This window comes from Yaniella halotolerans DSM 15476 (assembly GCF_000420805.1).
Taxonomy (GTDB): domain Bacteria; phylum Actinomycetota; class Actinomycetes; order Actinomycetales; family Micrococcaceae; genus Yaniella; species Yaniella halotolerans.
On sequence record NZ_ATVQ01000004.1, the window covers coordinates 101,286 to 116,755 of the forward strand.

General features: G+C 55.8%; 12 protein-coding genes and 2 tRNA genes. 8 read left to right on the forward strand and 6 right to left on the reverse strand.

Features of this window, described 5'->3' with window-relative positions:
* Positions 1–14 precede the first annotated feature (14 nt).
* Positions 15–1,268, forward strand: a complete 1,254-nt coding sequence (locus G583_RS0112200) for an aminopeptidase P family protein (RefSeq protein WP_022871463.1) — start codon at positions 15–17, stop codon at positions 1,266–1,268.
* Between the two features lie 321 nt (positions 1,269–1,589).
* Here the strand turns inward: G583_RS0112200 and G583_RS0112205 are convergent.
* The 5 genes from G583_RS0112205 to G583_RS0112225 all read right to left on the reverse strand — a co-directional run bounded on the left by G583_RS0112205 (position 1,590) and on the right by G583_RS0112225 (position 6,580).
* Positions 1,590–1,666: transfer RNA gene (locus G583_RS0112205), tRNA-Met, on the reverse strand.
* A gap of 62 nt (positions 1,667–1,728) precedes the next feature.
* Positions 1,729–1,800 (reverse strand) — tRNA-Thr (locus tag G583_RS0112210).
* Between the two features lie 82 nt (positions 1,801–1,882).
* A complete protein-coding gene (locus G583_RS15905) occupies positions 1,883–3,682 on the reverse strand; it encodes a DEAD/DEAH box helicase (protein ID WP_022871464.1) in 1,800 nt (599 codons plus the stop codon).
* 175 nt (positions 3,683–3,857) lie between these two features.
* Positions 3,858–5,036: a cystathionine gamma-synthase gene (locus G583_RS0112220; RefSeq protein WP_022871465.1), complete on the reverse strand. Its 1,179-nt coding sequence runs from the start codon at positions 5,034–5,036 to the stop codon at positions 3,858–3,860.
* A 20-nt stretch (positions 5,037–5,056) separates the two neighbouring features.
* Complete coding sequence (locus G583_RS0112225; protein WP_022871466.1) at positions 5,057–6,580, reverse strand: pyridoxal-phosphate dependent enzyme; 1,524 nt, start codon at positions 6,578–6,580, stop codon at positions 5,057–5,059.
* A 57-nt stretch (positions 6,581–6,637) separates the two neighbouring features.
* Here G583_RS0112225 and G583_RS0112230 point away from each other — a divergent pair, with 57 nt between their 5' ends.
* The gene (locus tag G583_RS0112230; RefSeq protein WP_022871467.1) at positions 6,638–7,621 is read left to right on the forward strand and encodes a DNA-3-methyladenine glycosylase family protein; all 984 of its coding nucleotides are present in this window, start codon (positions 6,638–6,640) and stop codon (positions 7,619–7,621) included.
* On the opposite strand, the gene trxA is transcribed toward G583_RS0112230, so the two are convergent.
* Positions 7,618–8,001, reverse strand: a complete 384-nt coding sequence (gene trxA, locus G583_RS0112235; protein WP_022871468.1) for a thioredoxin — start codon at positions 7,999–8,001, stop codon at positions 7,618–7,620. The genes G583_RS0112230 and trxA overlap by 4 nt on opposite strands.
* Positions 8,002–8,159: 158 nt before the next feature.
* On the opposite strand from trxA, the gene G583_RS0112240 reads away from it, so the two are divergent.
* The 6 genes from G583_RS0112240 (at position 8,160) to G583_RS0112265 (ending at position 15,440) form a co-directional block, all read left to right on the forward strand.
* Positions 8,160–9,806 (forward strand): ABC transporter substrate-binding protein, encoded by a 1,647-nt coding sequence (locus G583_RS0112240; RefSeq protein WP_022871469.1) that lies wholly within the window; start codon positions 8,160–8,162, stop codon positions 9,804–9,806.
* Between the two features lie 9 nt (positions 9,807–9,815).
* A complete protein-coding gene (locus G583_RS0112245; RefSeq protein ID WP_245540629.1) occupies positions 9,816–10,751 on the forward strand; it encodes an ABC transporter permease in 936 nt (311 codons plus the stop codon).
* Complete coding sequence (locus G583_RS0112250) at positions 10,748–11,539, forward strand: ABC transporter permease (RefSeq protein WP_022871471.1); 792 nt, start codon at positions 10,748–10,750, stop codon at positions 11,537–11,539. The genes G583_RS0112245 and G583_RS0112250 overlap by 4 nt, the downstream gene beginning before the upstream one ends.
* The gene (locus tag G583_RS15910) at positions 11,536–13,161 is read left to right on the forward strand and encodes an ATP-binding cassette domain-containing protein (RefSeq protein ID WP_022871472.1); all 1,626 of its coding nucleotides are present in this window, start codon (positions 11,536–11,538) and stop codon (positions 13,159–13,161) included. The genes G583_RS0112250 and G583_RS15910 overlap by 4 nt, the downstream gene beginning before the upstream one ends.
* Positions 13,162–13,384: 223 nt before the next feature.
* Positions 13,385–14,395 carry an ABC transporter ATP-binding protein gene (locus tag G583_RS15915; protein WP_022871473.1) on the forward strand — a complete coding sequence of 337 codons (1,011 nt, stop codon included), beginning with the start codon at positions 13,385–13,387 and terminating at the stop codon, positions 14,393–14,395.
* A complete protein-coding gene (locus G583_RS0112265; RefSeq protein ID WP_022871474.1) occupies positions 14,382–15,440 on the forward strand; it encodes an ABC transporter substrate-binding protein in 1,059 nt (352 codons plus the stop codon). Before G583_RS15915 ends, G583_RS0112265 begins: the two co-directional genes overlap by 14 nt.
* Positions 15,441–15,470 lie beyond the last annotated feature (30 nt).

Sequence of the window (15,470 nt, forward strand, 5' to 3'; positions counted from 1 at the left end):
GGAGATTCAATTCCATGACAAACTCAGATAAACCTCAGATGACAGACCATCAGACTGTCCCGCACGTTTTCACCCAGTACAACGGTGAGCAGCTGGATCTCACCTTTTCCAACGCTGAATTCGAACGGCGTCTGACTCGCGTTCGCGAGCTGTTATCGACTCACAACCTTGATGCCTTCGTGCTGACGAGTATGCACAACATCAAGTACTTTTCTGATTTCGTGCCATCTCCATTCGGTCGCACATTTGCCGTGGTCATTACTCCAGAAGGATCGACCACGGTAACCCCGTGGGTTGATGGTGGCATGCCATGGCGCACCACCTACGGCGATAACATCGTCTACTCCGACTGGGAAAAGAAGAACTTCTTCCGAGCTATCGACCGCGTCCTTGCAGAACATCGGATCAAGCCCTCCCGCTTGGGCATTGAGTTCGACGGTTTGAAAGTCGAAGAATATCGTTTATTCCAGGGCTGGTTCGAAAACGTTGAACTGGTCGACATGGCCGAGCCAATCATGCTGCAGCGTTTGCTGAAATCTGATGAAGAGGTCTATCTCATTCGGCAGGGCGCACGTATCGCTGATATCGGTGGCCGCGCAATCAAAAACGCTATTCGTGAGGGCATCACCGAATATGAGCTCGCATTTATCGGTACCGAAGCCATCGTTCCCGAGATAGCAAAGGTTTACCCAAGCAAAGAGCTACGCGAGACCTTTTGTTTGGTGCAGTCGGACATCAACACCGATGGCGCTCACAACTGGCCCACCACACGTCAGTTGCAGAAGGGCGACCTCCTATCGATTAACTGTTTCCCGATGATGTCAGGTCATTACACAGCCATGGAGCGCACCATGACGCTGGGTCAGCCGGATCAGGCAACGCTGGATCTCTGGAAGATCAATGTCGAGGCCTATCAGCTTGGACTCGAGCTCATCAAACCGGGCGCAATTGCTCAAGATGTTGCTGCGAAGATCAACCGGTTCTTTGAAAAGCAGGATCTATTGAAATACGCACCGATCGGTTATGGCCACTCCTTCGGCGTCATGAGCCCGTACTACGGACGTGAAGCAGCCATGGAATTCCGCGAAGACATTGAAACCGAGCTACAGCCGGGCATGGTCATCTCCATGGAACCAATGTTGACGATCCCAAATAACATGCCGGGCGCTGGCGCGTACCGAGAGCATGACACCCTGTCGATCACTGAAAACGGCGTCGAGAACTTCACTGAATTTGAAGTGGGTCCCGAGCACAACATTATCGACTAAGACACCGTTGCACTGAGAAATCGGACGGAAGAGCCACCGTAGCGAGTTCCGTCCGATTTCTTTATCGAAGCCTGCTGACGATCTTCAACAGAATACGAAATCTTCATATTGGCAACCCTCCAACATCCCGTCCGCAGCCCCTTTTTGTCCGCTAACCCAGATTGTAAGTAAATAGTGACTACGCCGTGTCATTCCATCCTGTACCCGGAATATGCAAACATTCTGCAAAGGCTACAAAGATGGCTACACTAAAGCAGTTTTTCAGGAGGCAAGCATCACCTAAGAAAAGCAAAACTCCCCTGCTATTGCAAGGGAGTCTCGTGGTAGCTGTGCCCGGACTTGAACCGGGGACCTCACGATTATGAGTCGTGCGCTCTCACCAACTGAGCTACACAGCCATGCCAGTCAAACTGGTCTTGGATAAAAATAGCCTGCGAAGCTCGCAGGCTATTTCGATCAGAGCCCCGACCGGGAATCGATCCCGGGACCTCCATCTTACCAAGATGGCGCTCTACCACTGAGCTATCGGGGCAACGAGATAAGACTTTACCAACAAATGATCGAAAGGCAAAATCGCTTTACTCGTTTATGAGCAACGTCACCTAAGCAGCACGTTAGTACTGTTGTTCTTGACGTTTCTTGGCTTTCGACCACCGTTGCTTCTTCTTTTGACCACGCTCTGGGGAGTCAAAACCGCCCCCGTGAGAGCCACGCGACGCGAAGGACGACTGCGGCGCACCACGGTCCAAACGTAAGTTCAGTTTGCGTCCAGCGACGACAGCGTTCTTGAGTGCATTTTCCTGTTTGCCTGACAACTGCTCTGGCAGTTCCACCAACGAGAATGTCGGACGGATCGTGATGTCGCCGATTTCAGAAATGTCCAGGTTGCCTTCATTGGCGATTGCACCAACGATGTTCCCCGGCTTGACGCGGTCCTTGTGGCCAACAGCAATCCAGTAGGTCGCATGGCCTTCTTTGGTGGCGCGTTTTGGTCGGCTGCTGCGCTCAGCACCCTGTTCTTTACGACGGCCGCGCAAGTTCAGTGGTGGTAGGTCTGGCTCTTTGGCCTCGAGTGGACGACCGTCTTGCACCATCAGAGCCAGCGCTGCCGCAATGTCTACGGCTGCCACATTGTGTTCGTCGATATAGTTCGAAACCAGGTCGCGGTAAACTGTCAGTTCTGTGTCTTCAGCGTGAGCTGCCATGGTCTGGGTAATGTTTTCTGAGAAGGCGGCCCGACGAGAAGCGTTTACTTCATCTAGTGTCGGTAGCTGCATCTCTTCAACCGGCTGCTTGGTAGCTTTTTCAATAGAACGCAGCAGGTACCGTTCACGTGGTGTCATCAACAAGATGGCATCCCCTTGACGGCCGGCACGACCGGTACGACCAATGCGGTGTACGTAGGAAGAGGTGTCGTGTGGAATGTCGTAGTTGACGACGTGGCTGATGCGTTCTACGTCGAGTCCACGGGCTGCAACGTCTGTGGCGACCAAGATATCGATGCGGCCGTGGCGAAGATCTTCGACGGTCTTTTCACGAATATTCTGCGGGATATCACCGGAGATAGCCGCTGCAGTAAAACCGCGCGCCTTCAACTTCGTGGTGAGCTCCTCGGTCATGTTGCGTGTACGCACGAACGCAATGATGCCGTCGGTGTCTTCGGTTTCCAACAGGCGGGTCATGGCTTCGAGCTTCCATGGTTGCGCGACCTGCAAGTACCGCTGGCGAATGTTCTGTGCTGGCTTGGACTGGCCATCAACGTGCACCTGGACCGGGTCTTTGAGGTAGTCACCGGTGATACGTTGGATGGCTTTTGGCATCGTTGCTGAGAACAATGCGGTTTGTTTTTTCTCTGGAGCTGAAGACAAGATGCGGTCGACGTCTTCAGCAAAGCCCATGCGAAGCATTTCGTCGGCTTCGTCGAGGACCAAGTATTTGAGGTCGCTCAGATCAAGGGAACCGCGTTCCAGGTGGTCAATGACGCGCCCCGGCGTGCCAACGACGATGGCTGCACCACGGCGGAGGCCCGCAAGCTGTGGGCCGTATGATGATCCACCATAGACCGGCACAACCGATACCGAAGGCACGTTAGCTGCATAAGAGTTGAATGCCTCGGCGACCTGCAGGGCGAGTTCACGAGTTGGAGCGAGTACAAGCACCTGTGGTGATTTGTATTTTTGGTCTGCTTCGGCAAGTTTCGAAAGAACCGGCAGCGCAAAAGCTGCGGTTTTCCCGGTACCGGTTTGTGCAAGGCCTACAACGTCGCGACCTTCGAGAAGCAGCGGAATGGTGCGGGCCTGAATCGGTGAAGGGGTTTCATAGCCGAGTTTTTCAATTGCTGCGTTCACAGGATCAGCAAGATTCAGCGAAGCAAATGAGATTTCGGTTTCGGGCAGCGAAGATTTATCGGTCAAGAAGACTTCCTAAGGTTTCGTAAGGTGTTTGAAGGATCCGGATGTATTCCTTGCAATCACGCTACGCACACTCAACAGTCCCATTGACTGGAGTAGAAGTTAAAGGAAGAAGCCGGATCTGGCTGAACTCTTCTAGTCTAGGCCAAATCCGGCTAATCGTATAATCGGTGCGAGCTTAGAGGCTCTTCAATGCTTGGTCGAGGTCACCGATGAGGTCATCGGCATCTTCGATGCCCACCGAGAGTCGAATCAAGTTTTCCGGTACCGCCAATTCAGTGTCAGCCACCGATGCGTGCGTCATGGCAGTTGGGTAATTCAGCAACGATTCAACGCCACCGAGTGACTCTGCGAGTCGGAAAACATGGGTTGACTCGGCAACTTTGCGAGTTGCCTCAACTCCTGCTTTGAACTGCACCGAAACCATACCGCCGAAACCAGACATTTGCTTCTTGGCAATCTCATGACCGGGGTGGTTTTCTAAACCTGGGTAGTGAACTGCTTCAACACCGGGGTGGTCAGACAGCCAGTGGGCAATAGCTGTGGCATTGGACACGTGACGGTCCATGCGTACACCAAGGGTCTTCAGACCGCGCGTGACCAGGTAAGAATCCAGAGGCGAATTCGAGGCCCCTGCCGCAAACTGCTGGAAGTTGACCGCTTGGGCGATTTCTTCGTTCTCGGTGACCACCGCACCACCAATGGTGTCGGAGTGACCACCCATGTACTTGGTTGTGGAGTGGACGACGACGTCTGCACCCAACTGGAGTGGCAGCTGGAGATAAGGAGTGGCAAACGTGTTGTCGACAACGAGCAAGGCGTCGAATTCGCGTGCCAATTCAGCCAGGGCTGCGATATCGGCAACATGCATCATCGGGTTGGTTGGTGTTTCGACCCACAGCATACGAGCTTTGCCCGCGGATAGTGCGTCGCGCACCTGATCCAGGTTGGACATATCCACGACCTGGTGTTCGAGTTTCCAAGGACGCAATACCTTGTCGAGGAGTCGGTAGGTTCCGCCGTACACGTCGTTACCTACGATCACGCGATCACCAGGTTCGCACGCCGCCATCAACAATGCTGTTTCTGCGGCCAGACCGGATGAGAAGGTGTAGGCAAAACCGGTTTCGGCGTTGCCGGTTTCTAGGGCTGCGATCTGGTTCTGTAAAGCGTCACGGGTTGGGTTCGTCCCGCGTCCATAGTCGTAGCCTTTGCGAAGTTTGCCGATCGCCTCTGGGGCGTAGGTCGACGACAGATGAATCGGAGGGACCACGGCGCCATAGACTGGGTCGAGATCTTGTCCCGAGTGAATTGCGCGCGTGTTGAACCCTGAGTTGTGTTTATCAATAAACGTCATGGAAGTCTCCTGGACTGGTCTTAGTTGTCGATCAGGTGCATCAATAGGTCGTGGGCCGAAACGATGCCGGCGATATTTCCGTCTCGGGTAACCAGTGCTGCCGGTGCATCTTCGAGCACAGTTTTCACGTCGCCAACCGGGGTCTGGACGCCCACCATCGGCAATGCGGCCAACTGAACATCGGACAGCACGGTCTCGGCAGTGATGGCACCGGAGACCAATTGTTGCATCAAACCGGCAACGGTAACGGCTCCGCGGACTTCACCAATCCGGTATTGGTCTTGTACTCCTCCAACAACTGGAACCGCATCAATGCCATAGCGATTCATCGTCGAAATCGCGTCCTTGACCGGCGAATCGAGCAGTGCAACGACGACCTCCGGTAGTGAACCGGGCAACCAGGCAGCCTTATTGTCCACCAGTTCGCCAACCTGATCGGCCAGACCGGCAATATCAGTCGGTGTCGTCGAAGTATCTTCCGCTGCGGGGTCGGTCCCATCGAGGTAGGCGGTACCAATGCGTTGCGGGGCAACGGGAGCTGGTGCGTCGATATCAAAACCGTGGGTCTGCATCCAGGTTTCAGAGAAGATTTTGCCCAGGTAGCCACGGCCCGAGTCGGGCAGGATAACCACCATGAGATCGTCTTCGGTCAGATGCTCTGCTTCTTTAAGCGCACCGGCAATGGCCATACCCGAAGAGCCACCGGCCAGAATGCCTTCTTCTGCTGCCAGACGACGTGCGTAATGGAATGCTTCGGCATCGGTCACAGCGTGGATTGAGTCTGGGACTTCTGGGTCATAGTTCCCAGGCCACATGTCTTCCCCCACACCTTCAACAAAGTATGGGCGGCCTTTGCCTCCGGAGTACACGGAGCCCGATGGGTCTGCGACGACGACTTTGACGGGGCCTGATGCGCGGTCGGCTGACACTTCATGGAGGTACCGGCCGGTTCCTGTCATCGTGCCACCGGTGCCGGCACCGATCACCACGTGGGTTAGCTGCCCGGCGGTATCTTCCCAGATCTCTGGACCAGTGGATTCATAGTGGGACTCTGGTGCCGCAGAGTTGAAGAACTGGTTTGGCTGGTAGGCGCCGTCAATGGCCTCTTCCAGCTGATTGGTGATGCCGTAATATGAGTTCGGGGAATCTGGAGCAACGGAACTTTCCGATACTACGACGTCGGCCCCGTACGCTTTGAGCACATCGCGTTTTTCTTGGGCGACCTTATCCGGGGTGATGAACACCGAGCGGTAGCCCTTTTGCTGCGCGACCATGGCCAATCCAACCCCGGTGTTACCGGAGGTCGGTTCCACGACGGTACCGCCGGTGGTCAATTTGCCTTCAGCTTCGGCTCGCTCGATCATCTTTAATGCAATACGGTCTTTGATGGATCCGCCCGGGTTCATGAATTCACATTTCACCAGGATGGTAGGTTTCACTTCAGCTCCAATGGAGTTGAGTTTGACCAGCGGGGTGTTCCCGATCAAATCCAGGATCGTATCTGCGTACTTGGGCGTGACTGACGTAGGCTGTTTTTCGCTCATAGGGTCCACGCTACCCTCTGTAGCAATTTCGATGTGTTCGGGAGGTTATAAATCGCCATGAAGTTTACACAGCCACCAGATTATTCTGGCGTGCTGCTACCTTCCGTTCCCGTGGACGTTGCTGCCAATGCTGCACCACTGGTCCGTGGTGCAGGTGATCCGACCGCAGCGAGCGGTAGTGGTCTGACATGGTTGTCGTTTCAGCGGACCACAACCGGACCCGTCACCGTGGCGATTGCCCACCCCAAAACAACGGTGGCGCCAGCTGAGATTCACTACCACATCTGGGCGAATGGCGATGTTGCAGCACGAGAAGCCGTGATGAAGCGGATGCCGCTGCTCTTGGGTATTGATGAAGCCGCTCTGGCCGGTTGGGCTGCATTTGATGAGCTCTTGGAAGCCACCGCGCATCTGCTACCACCGTCGGTCGTGGCGGCACGGCGGCACAACCCCGGTATGCGATTGATGTCGACGGGCCAGTTGATCGATGAACTCTACACCGTAGTTTTGGAACAAAAAGTCACGCAGCGACAGGCCAGAGCGACCTGGCGGTGGTTAGCCGATACGTTTGGGCAGCCCTCCCCCGCTGGTGAACCAGCACCCAAGATTGCTCCACACCCAGAGTCGATTCTGCAGATTCAGTCGTGGCAGTGGCATGCCGGCTGGGTCCAACCGTTTTTGGCACGAACGTTGAAAACTGTGGCCTCTCGAGCCACGGCACTGGAGCGGTTAGCAACGAAGCCGCTCGAGGAGATCTCTACGGGCCTGTTGTCGTTGCCCGGCGTTGGCCCGTGGACGGTCGCCGAAACACTTCAGCGGACCCACGGGGCTGCTGATTTGGTGTCGGTCGGTGATTTTCACCTAGCCCACCACATCGGCGAAGCACTGACCGGTCGACGGACAGACGACGCAGGGATGCTCGAATTACTCGAGCCCTGGCGTGGCCATCGTCAACGTCTCGTCAGGCTTATCTATGCCTCGGGGATCCGCTTTTCGCGTTTCGGACCGCGTTTAGCGGCTACCGATTTTCGAGATCGTTAGTTGGGGTTCTGCTCGGCCTGTTGGCGGGCTTCCTCAACCTGCTTGTGCACGTCTTCCATATCCAAACCACGAACCTGCTCGATCAGCTGATCCAGCTGCTGGGCATTAATTGCCCCCGGCTGTGAGAAGACGAGAACGTTCTCACGGAATGCCATCAGGGTTGGAATCGACGAAATACCGGCGGCTGCAGCCAACTGCTGCTGGTCTTCGGTATCAATTTTGCCGAACACAATGTCGTCGTGCTGCTGAGAGACTTCGTCATAGACCGGTGCAAACATTTTGCAGGGTCCACACCAGTCGGCCCACCAGTCAACGAGCACAATGTCGTTGCCTTCGATAGTCTCTTGGAAAGTTTCTTGAGTCAGATCAGTTGTTGCCATCTAGCCAGCCTAATGTCGGGCTCAGAATCTGCATAGTAGTTTGCTCCCCGTGACCCCGGTGTGACGGCAAAGAGCTAAATTTTCGCAGGTACCGAAATAGGTCCAGATGTGACAACGTATAGCGGCGTGACGGCATGCCTCGTCGTAGAGTTATCGCTATGCCAAAACTCTCATCACATCTGAAGATTCTGGCCACCGCGGTAATCGGTGGCCTCGCGCTCGCTGGCTGTGGCAATACTGACTCGGCCGACGGCGAAGCAACCGGAGAACCACAATCCGGCGGCACACTCACCTACGCATCCGGCGATGCCGAACCGGATTGCCTTGACCCCCACTACGGTGGCAACTACCCGCAGGGTCTGATCGCCACACAGTACCTGGAAACGTTGTTTACAAAAGACGAGGACGGCGAAACCATCCCCTGGTTGGCCGACACCTCCGAAGTTTCCGACGACGGACTGACGCACACGATCAGCGTCACCGATGGCATTACCTTCCACGATGGCACACCGCTCACCTCTGAAGCGATCAAAGCCAATATCGAACACCTCCAGGACCCGGAGACCGCGTCTTCAACCGGCTTCCTTGCCGTAGAAAAAGTCGAAGAGATCGAAATTGTTGACGAGCTGACCGCTGACCTGCATCTGTCGGCACCGGATAACGCGCTGGAAGAATCGTTATCCATGCACTGGACTGCCATCCAGTCCCCCGAAGCCCTGGACCGTGATGTCCAGGAGAATTGTGCTGATCCAGTTGGTACCGGACCGTTCATGGTGGATTCCTGGGAGCGTGAGCAACAGATCAATCTGGTACGCAATGACGACTACGTCCTGCCGGTGGAGTCTGACCGCGAAAACGCTCAGGCCTACCTCGAAGGCATTACCTGGCGTATGATTCCAGAAGCTGCCACCCGGTATGCCGCACTGCAGTCAGGTGAAGTCGACGTCATCGACAACGCTCAACCCGACACCATCCAGTCTGCCGAAGACGCGAACATTGGCCACTTGGATGCACCGCGTCCAGGCGCATCAAACCGGCTCGAGCTCAATTCATCGCAAGCTCCATTCGATGACGCGGCGGTTCGGGAAGCCTTCATGCGCTCCGTGGACGTTGACGGCGGCATCGAGGCCCTGTACTTCGATACCGCTCCCCGCTCACATTCATTGTTGTCCTCGGTTGAGCCACTCGGTTACTCTGATGACTCCCTGTTTAGTCAAGATGTTGAGCAAGCCAATGAGCTGCTGGACGAGGCCGGTTGGACCGAGCGCGATGACGACGACGTCCGCATGAAGGACGGCGAGCGCCTCGAAATCGTGATGCCGGTGTCGACCAACCAGTCGGTACCCGCAGAGCAGTCGCTATTCGAACAGTTCCAGGCCCAGGCTTCCGAAGTCGGCTTTGACATGCAGATCAATCTGCTGGATCTGTCCAGCTGGTACGCCGAGCTCAGCGAACACAATTACGATTTGGTCTCTGCCCCGTACACCAAGGTCGGGCCCTCGGTATTGCGTATCTTGTACCACTCCGACTCCATCGAACCAGCTCCTTCCGGCTATTTTGCCAATAACGCCCAGGTAGATATCCCCGAATTGGATGAGACACTGGTCCAAGCCGAAGAGACCACGGATGAGGACGAGCGGGCCGAGCTCTACGAGCAGGCACAGCAAACCGTGTTGGAGGGCTACTACGTTCTGCCGCTCTATGATCAGCAAAACCATTTCCTGTACTCCGCCGAGGTCCAGAACATGGGCGAGACCTCAGCCATTGCGGCTCCGGAATACTACAACGTATGGCTTGATCAGTAACTTATGCGCATGGCAAGTTGGTTGGCACGCCGGGTCGGCGCCGCAGCATTTTTGCTGTGGGTCGTGGCCACCGTCATTTTTATCGCCATCCGGATGATTCCGGGCGATCCAGCAGAGGCCATTATGGGAGGGCCCGGCTCCCAGGCTTCAGCCGAAGCATTAGAAACTGCACGCGAGCAGTATCATCTCAACGAACCGATCCTGGTGCAATATGTGTTGTACCTGGGACAGTTGATCACTGGTGATTTGGGAACCTCTTATGCTCAGCAGCGGCCTGTTGCCCAGATCATGGCCGAGATGTTGCCGGCGACCCTGCAGCTCACGCTGATTTCGTTGGCGATTGCGTGGCTCATCGCATTTCTCATGGCTGCCATAGCCGCCCGTTCGAGTCGGCTCGGCCAAGCCATGGGCACCGTGATCGAAGTGGTGGCCGCGGCCGTACCGCACTTCTGGTTGGGCGCCATGCTTATCATTATCTTTTCCACGTGGCTGGGATGGTTACCCGCCGTGGATACCGGAACAGTCCAAGGGATCATTCTGCCGGCGCTGACCCTGGCCATCCCGCTGGCTGGGTTCCTTGCACAACTGATGCGAGACAGTTTGGTCACCGCCATGAGTTCGCCGTTCGCTCTAGCTGCGCGCGCTCGCGGCGCCTCCGAGGGACAAGTATTTTTCCGCCACGGATTCCGCCATGCTGCACTGCCGGCTCTGAATCTCACCGGTTGGGCTGTGGCAACCTCCATCTCCGGTGCCGTGGTCGTTGAAGAAGTCTTTGCCAGACCGGGACTGGGCCGGTCGCTCTTGGGCGCAGTCCTCTCGCGCGACATGCCAATGGTCACCGGTATCGCACTATTTTCAGCGTTGATTTATATGGTCGTCATGTTGCTTGTGGAAGCTGTCGAAGCCATCATTAATCCCGCTGCTGCCCGAGGTCATGATGTATGAGCCGCACCGCAAGAATCTTCGCGGGGCTCTTCGTCGGCCTCATCTTTATCGCCGCGTTGTTTCCGTCGCTTCTGGCGCCCGGGGACCCTCTGGCCGTCAACCCTTCCGAGGCATTCCAAACGCCCTCGCTCCAGCATCCGTTTGGTACCGATGAGTCCGGCCGCGATGTATATACCCGTGTGGTGCATGGGACCGCTGATTCGTTGACGATAGGGCTCGCCGCGACGGCTTTGGGCATGGGGATTGCGATTCTGCTGGGTGTCATGACAGCGTTTGGGCCGCGGTGGATCGACTCCATGATTCTCCGGCTCCTCGAGGTGCTGTACGCGATTCCAGCGTTACTCATGGCCCTATTGATCATCGCTTTCACCGGGCCTGGCACCACCCCGGCAATCATCGCCGTTGGGTTATCCACCGCTCCGGGCTACTCCCGGCTGATCAGAACCCACCTGCGCACCCTGGTCAACTCCGAAATGTTCGACGCCGCCACCGTGTTGGGCCATTCACGATGGCATAAAATCCGGAACCACCTCATCCCCAATACCCTGTCCACCCTGTTGGCACTCATCACACTGGGCATCGGCCAAGCAGTTATTTGGGCGTCGGCATTATCCTTCCTGGGGTTGGGGACTCCCCCGCCGGCACCAGAATGGGGTGCCATGTTGGCCAACGGGCGCACCTACCTCCATTTCGCCTGGTGGCTCACGGTGTTCCCGGGTGCAGCCATTGTCACCATCGCCGCAGGAGCAACCCTGCTGGGCCGAACCGCAACCCGGAGCCGGATATGAACACACCCGCCGTTGAAATCCAAAACCTTTCGGTGACGTTCACCGGTCCCGACAAAACACGTGTCGAAGCGGTCAAGAATATTTCGCTCACGCTGACCCGTGGCAAAGCCTTAGGTATCGTCGGTGAATCGGGTTCGGGAAAGTCTGTCACCGCGCGCAGTCTCTTAGGGCTCACCGGTGGACATGTCACGGCGGATACCCTCAATATTTTAGGCACCGATGCCACCCGGCTGACGGAAAAGCAATGGCGTGCAATCCGCGGCACCAAGGTCGCGATGATTCTGCAAGACGCGCTGAACAGTTTGGACCCCCTGCGTCCGATTCACCGCGAAATTGCTGATGCGCTCCCTGGGTCACGGAAGCATCGAAAACGAGCCGCCGTTGAGGCTCTACACGCTGTAGAGATGCCCGCCCCGATCCTGCGTGCTGATCAGCGAAGCCCTGAATTGTCCGGCGGAATGCGGCAACGCGCGCTCATTGCACAAGCGATGATTAAGAATCCTGCTGTCGTGGTTGCCGATGAAGCCACCACAGCGTTAGATACCCGATTGACACGCATGGTGCTGGACCAGCTCGCCGAGCTGAAAGACCGCGGCATTGCGTTTGCGATGATCTCGCATGATCTCGCCCAAATCGCGCAGGTGGCCGATGACATCATCGTGATGCGTCATGGAGAAATTGTGGAGTCGGGGCCAACCAAACAACTGCTGTCCGACCCGCAGCACGACTACACCAAACAGTTGCTCGCTGCGATTCCCCGCGGTGTTGCACGTTTTGCCCCGCTGAGTCAGGTGGCAACGTTTGACGATACAACCGCCACGTTTGAAAACTTCAAAGACCCGGTCGATGTCAGAGAACCATCCGATATCTCGGCTATTGAAGTCCACGGGTTATCGAAAGCTTTTGGCGACCACGCCGCGGTCTTTGGTGTTTCATTGTCCGTGCCACAGGGCTCCACGCTGGGACTAGTTGGTGAATCTGGTTCGGGCAAGACCACGACCGCAAGAATGATTCTCGGGTTGGAACGCCCTGACCAGGGAAGCGTTCGCATTTTCGGTCAGCACTTCGCTCCCGCAAAGGAATCCGAACGCCGCGATCTGCGGGATCGGCTCGGGGCAATTTACCAGGACCCACTGGCGTCTTTTGATCCCCGCTATACGACATCGCAGATCCTCATCAATGCCCTATCTGACGGAACGACATCACGCTCCCGGCAGTACCTCAAACGTGCACGGGAACTGCTGGATCTGGTTGAGCTGAACAGTAGTCTGCTGTCCCGTAGTCCAAGAGAGCTCTCCGGTGGCCAGCGACAGCGCCTGGCGATCGCCCGAGCGTTGGCGCCTACACCAGATATTTTAGTTTTGGATGAGCCGGTCTCAGCCCTCGATGTTTCCGTTCAAGCCACCGTGTTGGATTTGCTTGACCGGCTTCAGCTTGAAACCCGGACCAGCTATCTCTTCATAACCCACGATTTGGCGGTGGTTGAACACATGTCTGACCGGATTGCTGTGATGACCCAGGGCGAACTTGTAGAAACGGGAACGGCCCAGCAGATTATGCACGCGCCGTCTCATCCCTATACACAGCAATTGATTGCGGCCGCACCTGATTGGAACCCCTAACCGCAGCGTGACACCTTTCACGGCCGTGCCAGTCTTGTAGCCAAGGTCACACCTGCAACCACACCAATTCGGCCTACGTTCAGGAGTCGTTCACCTCGTGGGGACGCTTAGATAACACAGCGCCCCTACGGTTGAAACTCGTGCATTTAAACATTTTTCTTCCGTTGCCTCGGCCTTGTCCACGCGTTTTCCGACACGAGACTTCACCCTGTTCAGGCGGCCAATGATGAATAGGCCTGCATCTGAACCGGTAGGTCTTGAACTGACGAATATACGCCGCGAGTTCGGCAACAATGCCGGGCTACATTCCACATCGGTCCGGATTAACCCCGGTGAGTTTGTTTCCCTTCTGGGGCCATCAGGTTGCGGTAAGTCCACCATGTTGCGATGCATCGCTGGTCTTGAGACGCCAGACGAAGGCATCGTACGTTTTGGTGACCACGAGGTCTTCAACTCTTCTAAGCGGATCAATAAACCACCGAACCGGCGCGGCCTTTCCATGGTGTTCCAGGACTTGGCGTTGTGGCCGCACATGACGGTGGCCGCGAACGTAGAGTTCCCGTTGACCACCGGCAAGCAAAAATTCTCCGCTGCAGAACGGTCTCGGCTGGTTCTTGAAGCGTTACAAAAAGTCGGTATCAGCGACAAGGCCGACAGCAGACCCAACCAGCTTTCTGGGGGCCAGCAGCAACGCGTGGCCATAGCTCGAGCCATTGTGTCTAATCCAAAAGTACTGCTTATGGACGAACCGTTGTCCGCTCTCGACGCAGCACTGCGCGTCCAGATCCGCTCGGAGTTAACGGCGTTAGCACGAGGTTTAGGCCTAACCGTTGTCTATGTAACGCACGACCAAGCCGAAGCACTTGCGATGTCCGACAGAGTGATCGTCATGGAAGCCGGAAACGTCCGCCAATTTGCCACCCCGGTGGAAATCTATGACCATCCCGCTGATCCATTTGTCCAAAACTTTATCGGAACAGTCAATACGCTGCCCGACGGCACTTCAGTCCGTCCAGAATACGTGGAACTCGATCCGTATGCCACGCTGCGAGGAACTGTCATCGACGTGCAATACATCGGCGGAGCCTTCGAAATTTATTGCGATGTCGAACAGGCTCCTCGACCATGGCTAGTGCGAACACGACAGCAGCTTGAAATCGGCACAACCGTAGGTTTACGCATCAACTCTTCAACACCATCTACTCGAAAGAAGAACATCTATGCTCAGCAATAAGCGCATCACCTTGTCAGCCAGCATGCTAATCGGAGCCCTCGCGTTGGCATCCTGTGGCTCCGTAGCATCTTCATCAAGAGACCAGAACTCAGCCGGGGGTACCGAATCAACACAGGCTTGGGAAGCACCGGATGGCCTGAGTGGAGAAATCTCTTACTATTCCGCGAACCCACAGGGTCTCACCGATGATCTCGTTGCAGCATTCGAAGAAAAAACCGACGTCAAAGTGAACGTTTATGCAGATACCACTGGGAAAATCACCGCGAGGTTAAAAGCTGAAGAAGCCAATCCGCAAGCAGACCTTGTGTATATGGCCTCCTGGGATGCCGCCACCGAACAATCCTCGGCCGGCACCCTGGCTCCATATAGTCCGGAAGGCTCGGATCAGGTCCACGAAGGATGGTCCACTGATGAATTTATTGGACGGGATGGCTCAGCGTTAGCACTTGTCGTCAATACCAACGCTACCGACGCCATGCCTTCCGACTGGTCTGACCTCGCGGACCAAGAATATAAAGATCAAGTGATCATGCCAGATCCACGTGAATCTGGAACAGCCGCAGATTTGATCACCGCGATGGTGGCACAGCAGGGCGAAGAAGAAACTTGGAAACTCTTCGATAACCTCTTTGAAAACGGCATGGTGGTCCAAGGCGCCAATGGTCCAGCACTAGACACCGTTACAGCAGGTTCCAAGGCCGTGGTGTTTGGCGGTGTAGATTACTCCGCCTACTCAGCCAAAGATGAGGGCGAAGCACTCGAAGTTGTTATTCCCGAGTCAGGCACAACCGTGACGCCACGCCCCTTGATGATCTTGGAATCCTCCGACAATGCCGAAGCTGCACAAGCGTTTGCAGATTTCATGTTCTCGGCTCAAGGCCAGGAAGTATCTGCGCAACGAAATATGATCCCAGGACGCGAAGATGTTCCGGCACAGGCTGGACCACAGTTTGAAGAAATCGATCAGCTCGCCACGGATTGGAACGAAATCGTTGAGAGTTCCGAAGGCGTCACCGACGAATTCGTGCAACGGTATCTGAACTAATTTTCGACCCATTTGGTAGGCACCACAGCT

Bases quoted from the DNA above. Each gene is read 5' to 3' on its own strand.
- G583_RS0112200 (WP_022871463.1), top strand. From the start codon at position 15: ATGACAAACTCAGATAAACCTCAGATGACAGACCATCAGACTGTCCCG.
- G583_RS0112220 (WP_022871465.1), bottom strand. From the start codon at position 5,036: ATGACGTTTATTGATAAACACAACTCAGGGTTCAACACGCGCGCAATT.
- G583_RS0112225 (WP_022871466.1), bottom strand. From the start codon at position 6,580: ATGAGCGAAAAACAGCCTACGTCAGTCACGCCCAAGTACGCAGATACG.
- G583_RS0112230 (WP_022871467.1), top strand. From the start codon at position 6,638: ATGAAGTTTACACAGCCACCAGATTATTCTGGCGTGCTGCTACCTTCC.
- trxA (WP_022871468.1), bottom strand. From the start codon at position 8,001: ATGGCAACAACTGATCTGACTCAAGAAACTTTCCAAGAGACTATCGAA.
- G583_RS0112240 (WP_022871469.1), top strand. From the start codon at position 8,160: ATGCCAAAACTCTCATCACATCTGAAGATTCTGGCCACCGCGGTAATC.
- G583_RS0112245 (WP_245540629.1), top strand. From the start codon at position 9,816: ATGGCAAGTTGGTTGGCACGCCGGGTCGGCGCCGCAGCATTTTTGCTG.
- G583_RS0112250 (WP_022871471.1), top strand. From the start codon at position 10,748: ATGAGCCGCACCGCAAGAATCTTCGCGGGGCTCTTCGTCGGCCTCATC.
- G583_RS15910 (WP_022871472.1), top strand. From the start codon at position 11,536: ATGAACACACCCGCCGTTGAAATCCAAAACCTTTCGGTGACGTTCACC.
- G583_RS15915 (WP_022871473.1), top strand. From the start codon at position 13,385: ATGATGAATAGGCCTGCATCTGAACCGGTAGGTCTTGAACTGACGAAT.
- G583_RS0112265 (WP_022871474.1), top strand. From the start codon at position 14,382: ATGCTCAGCAATAAGCGCATCACCTTGTCAGCCAGCATGCTAATCGGA.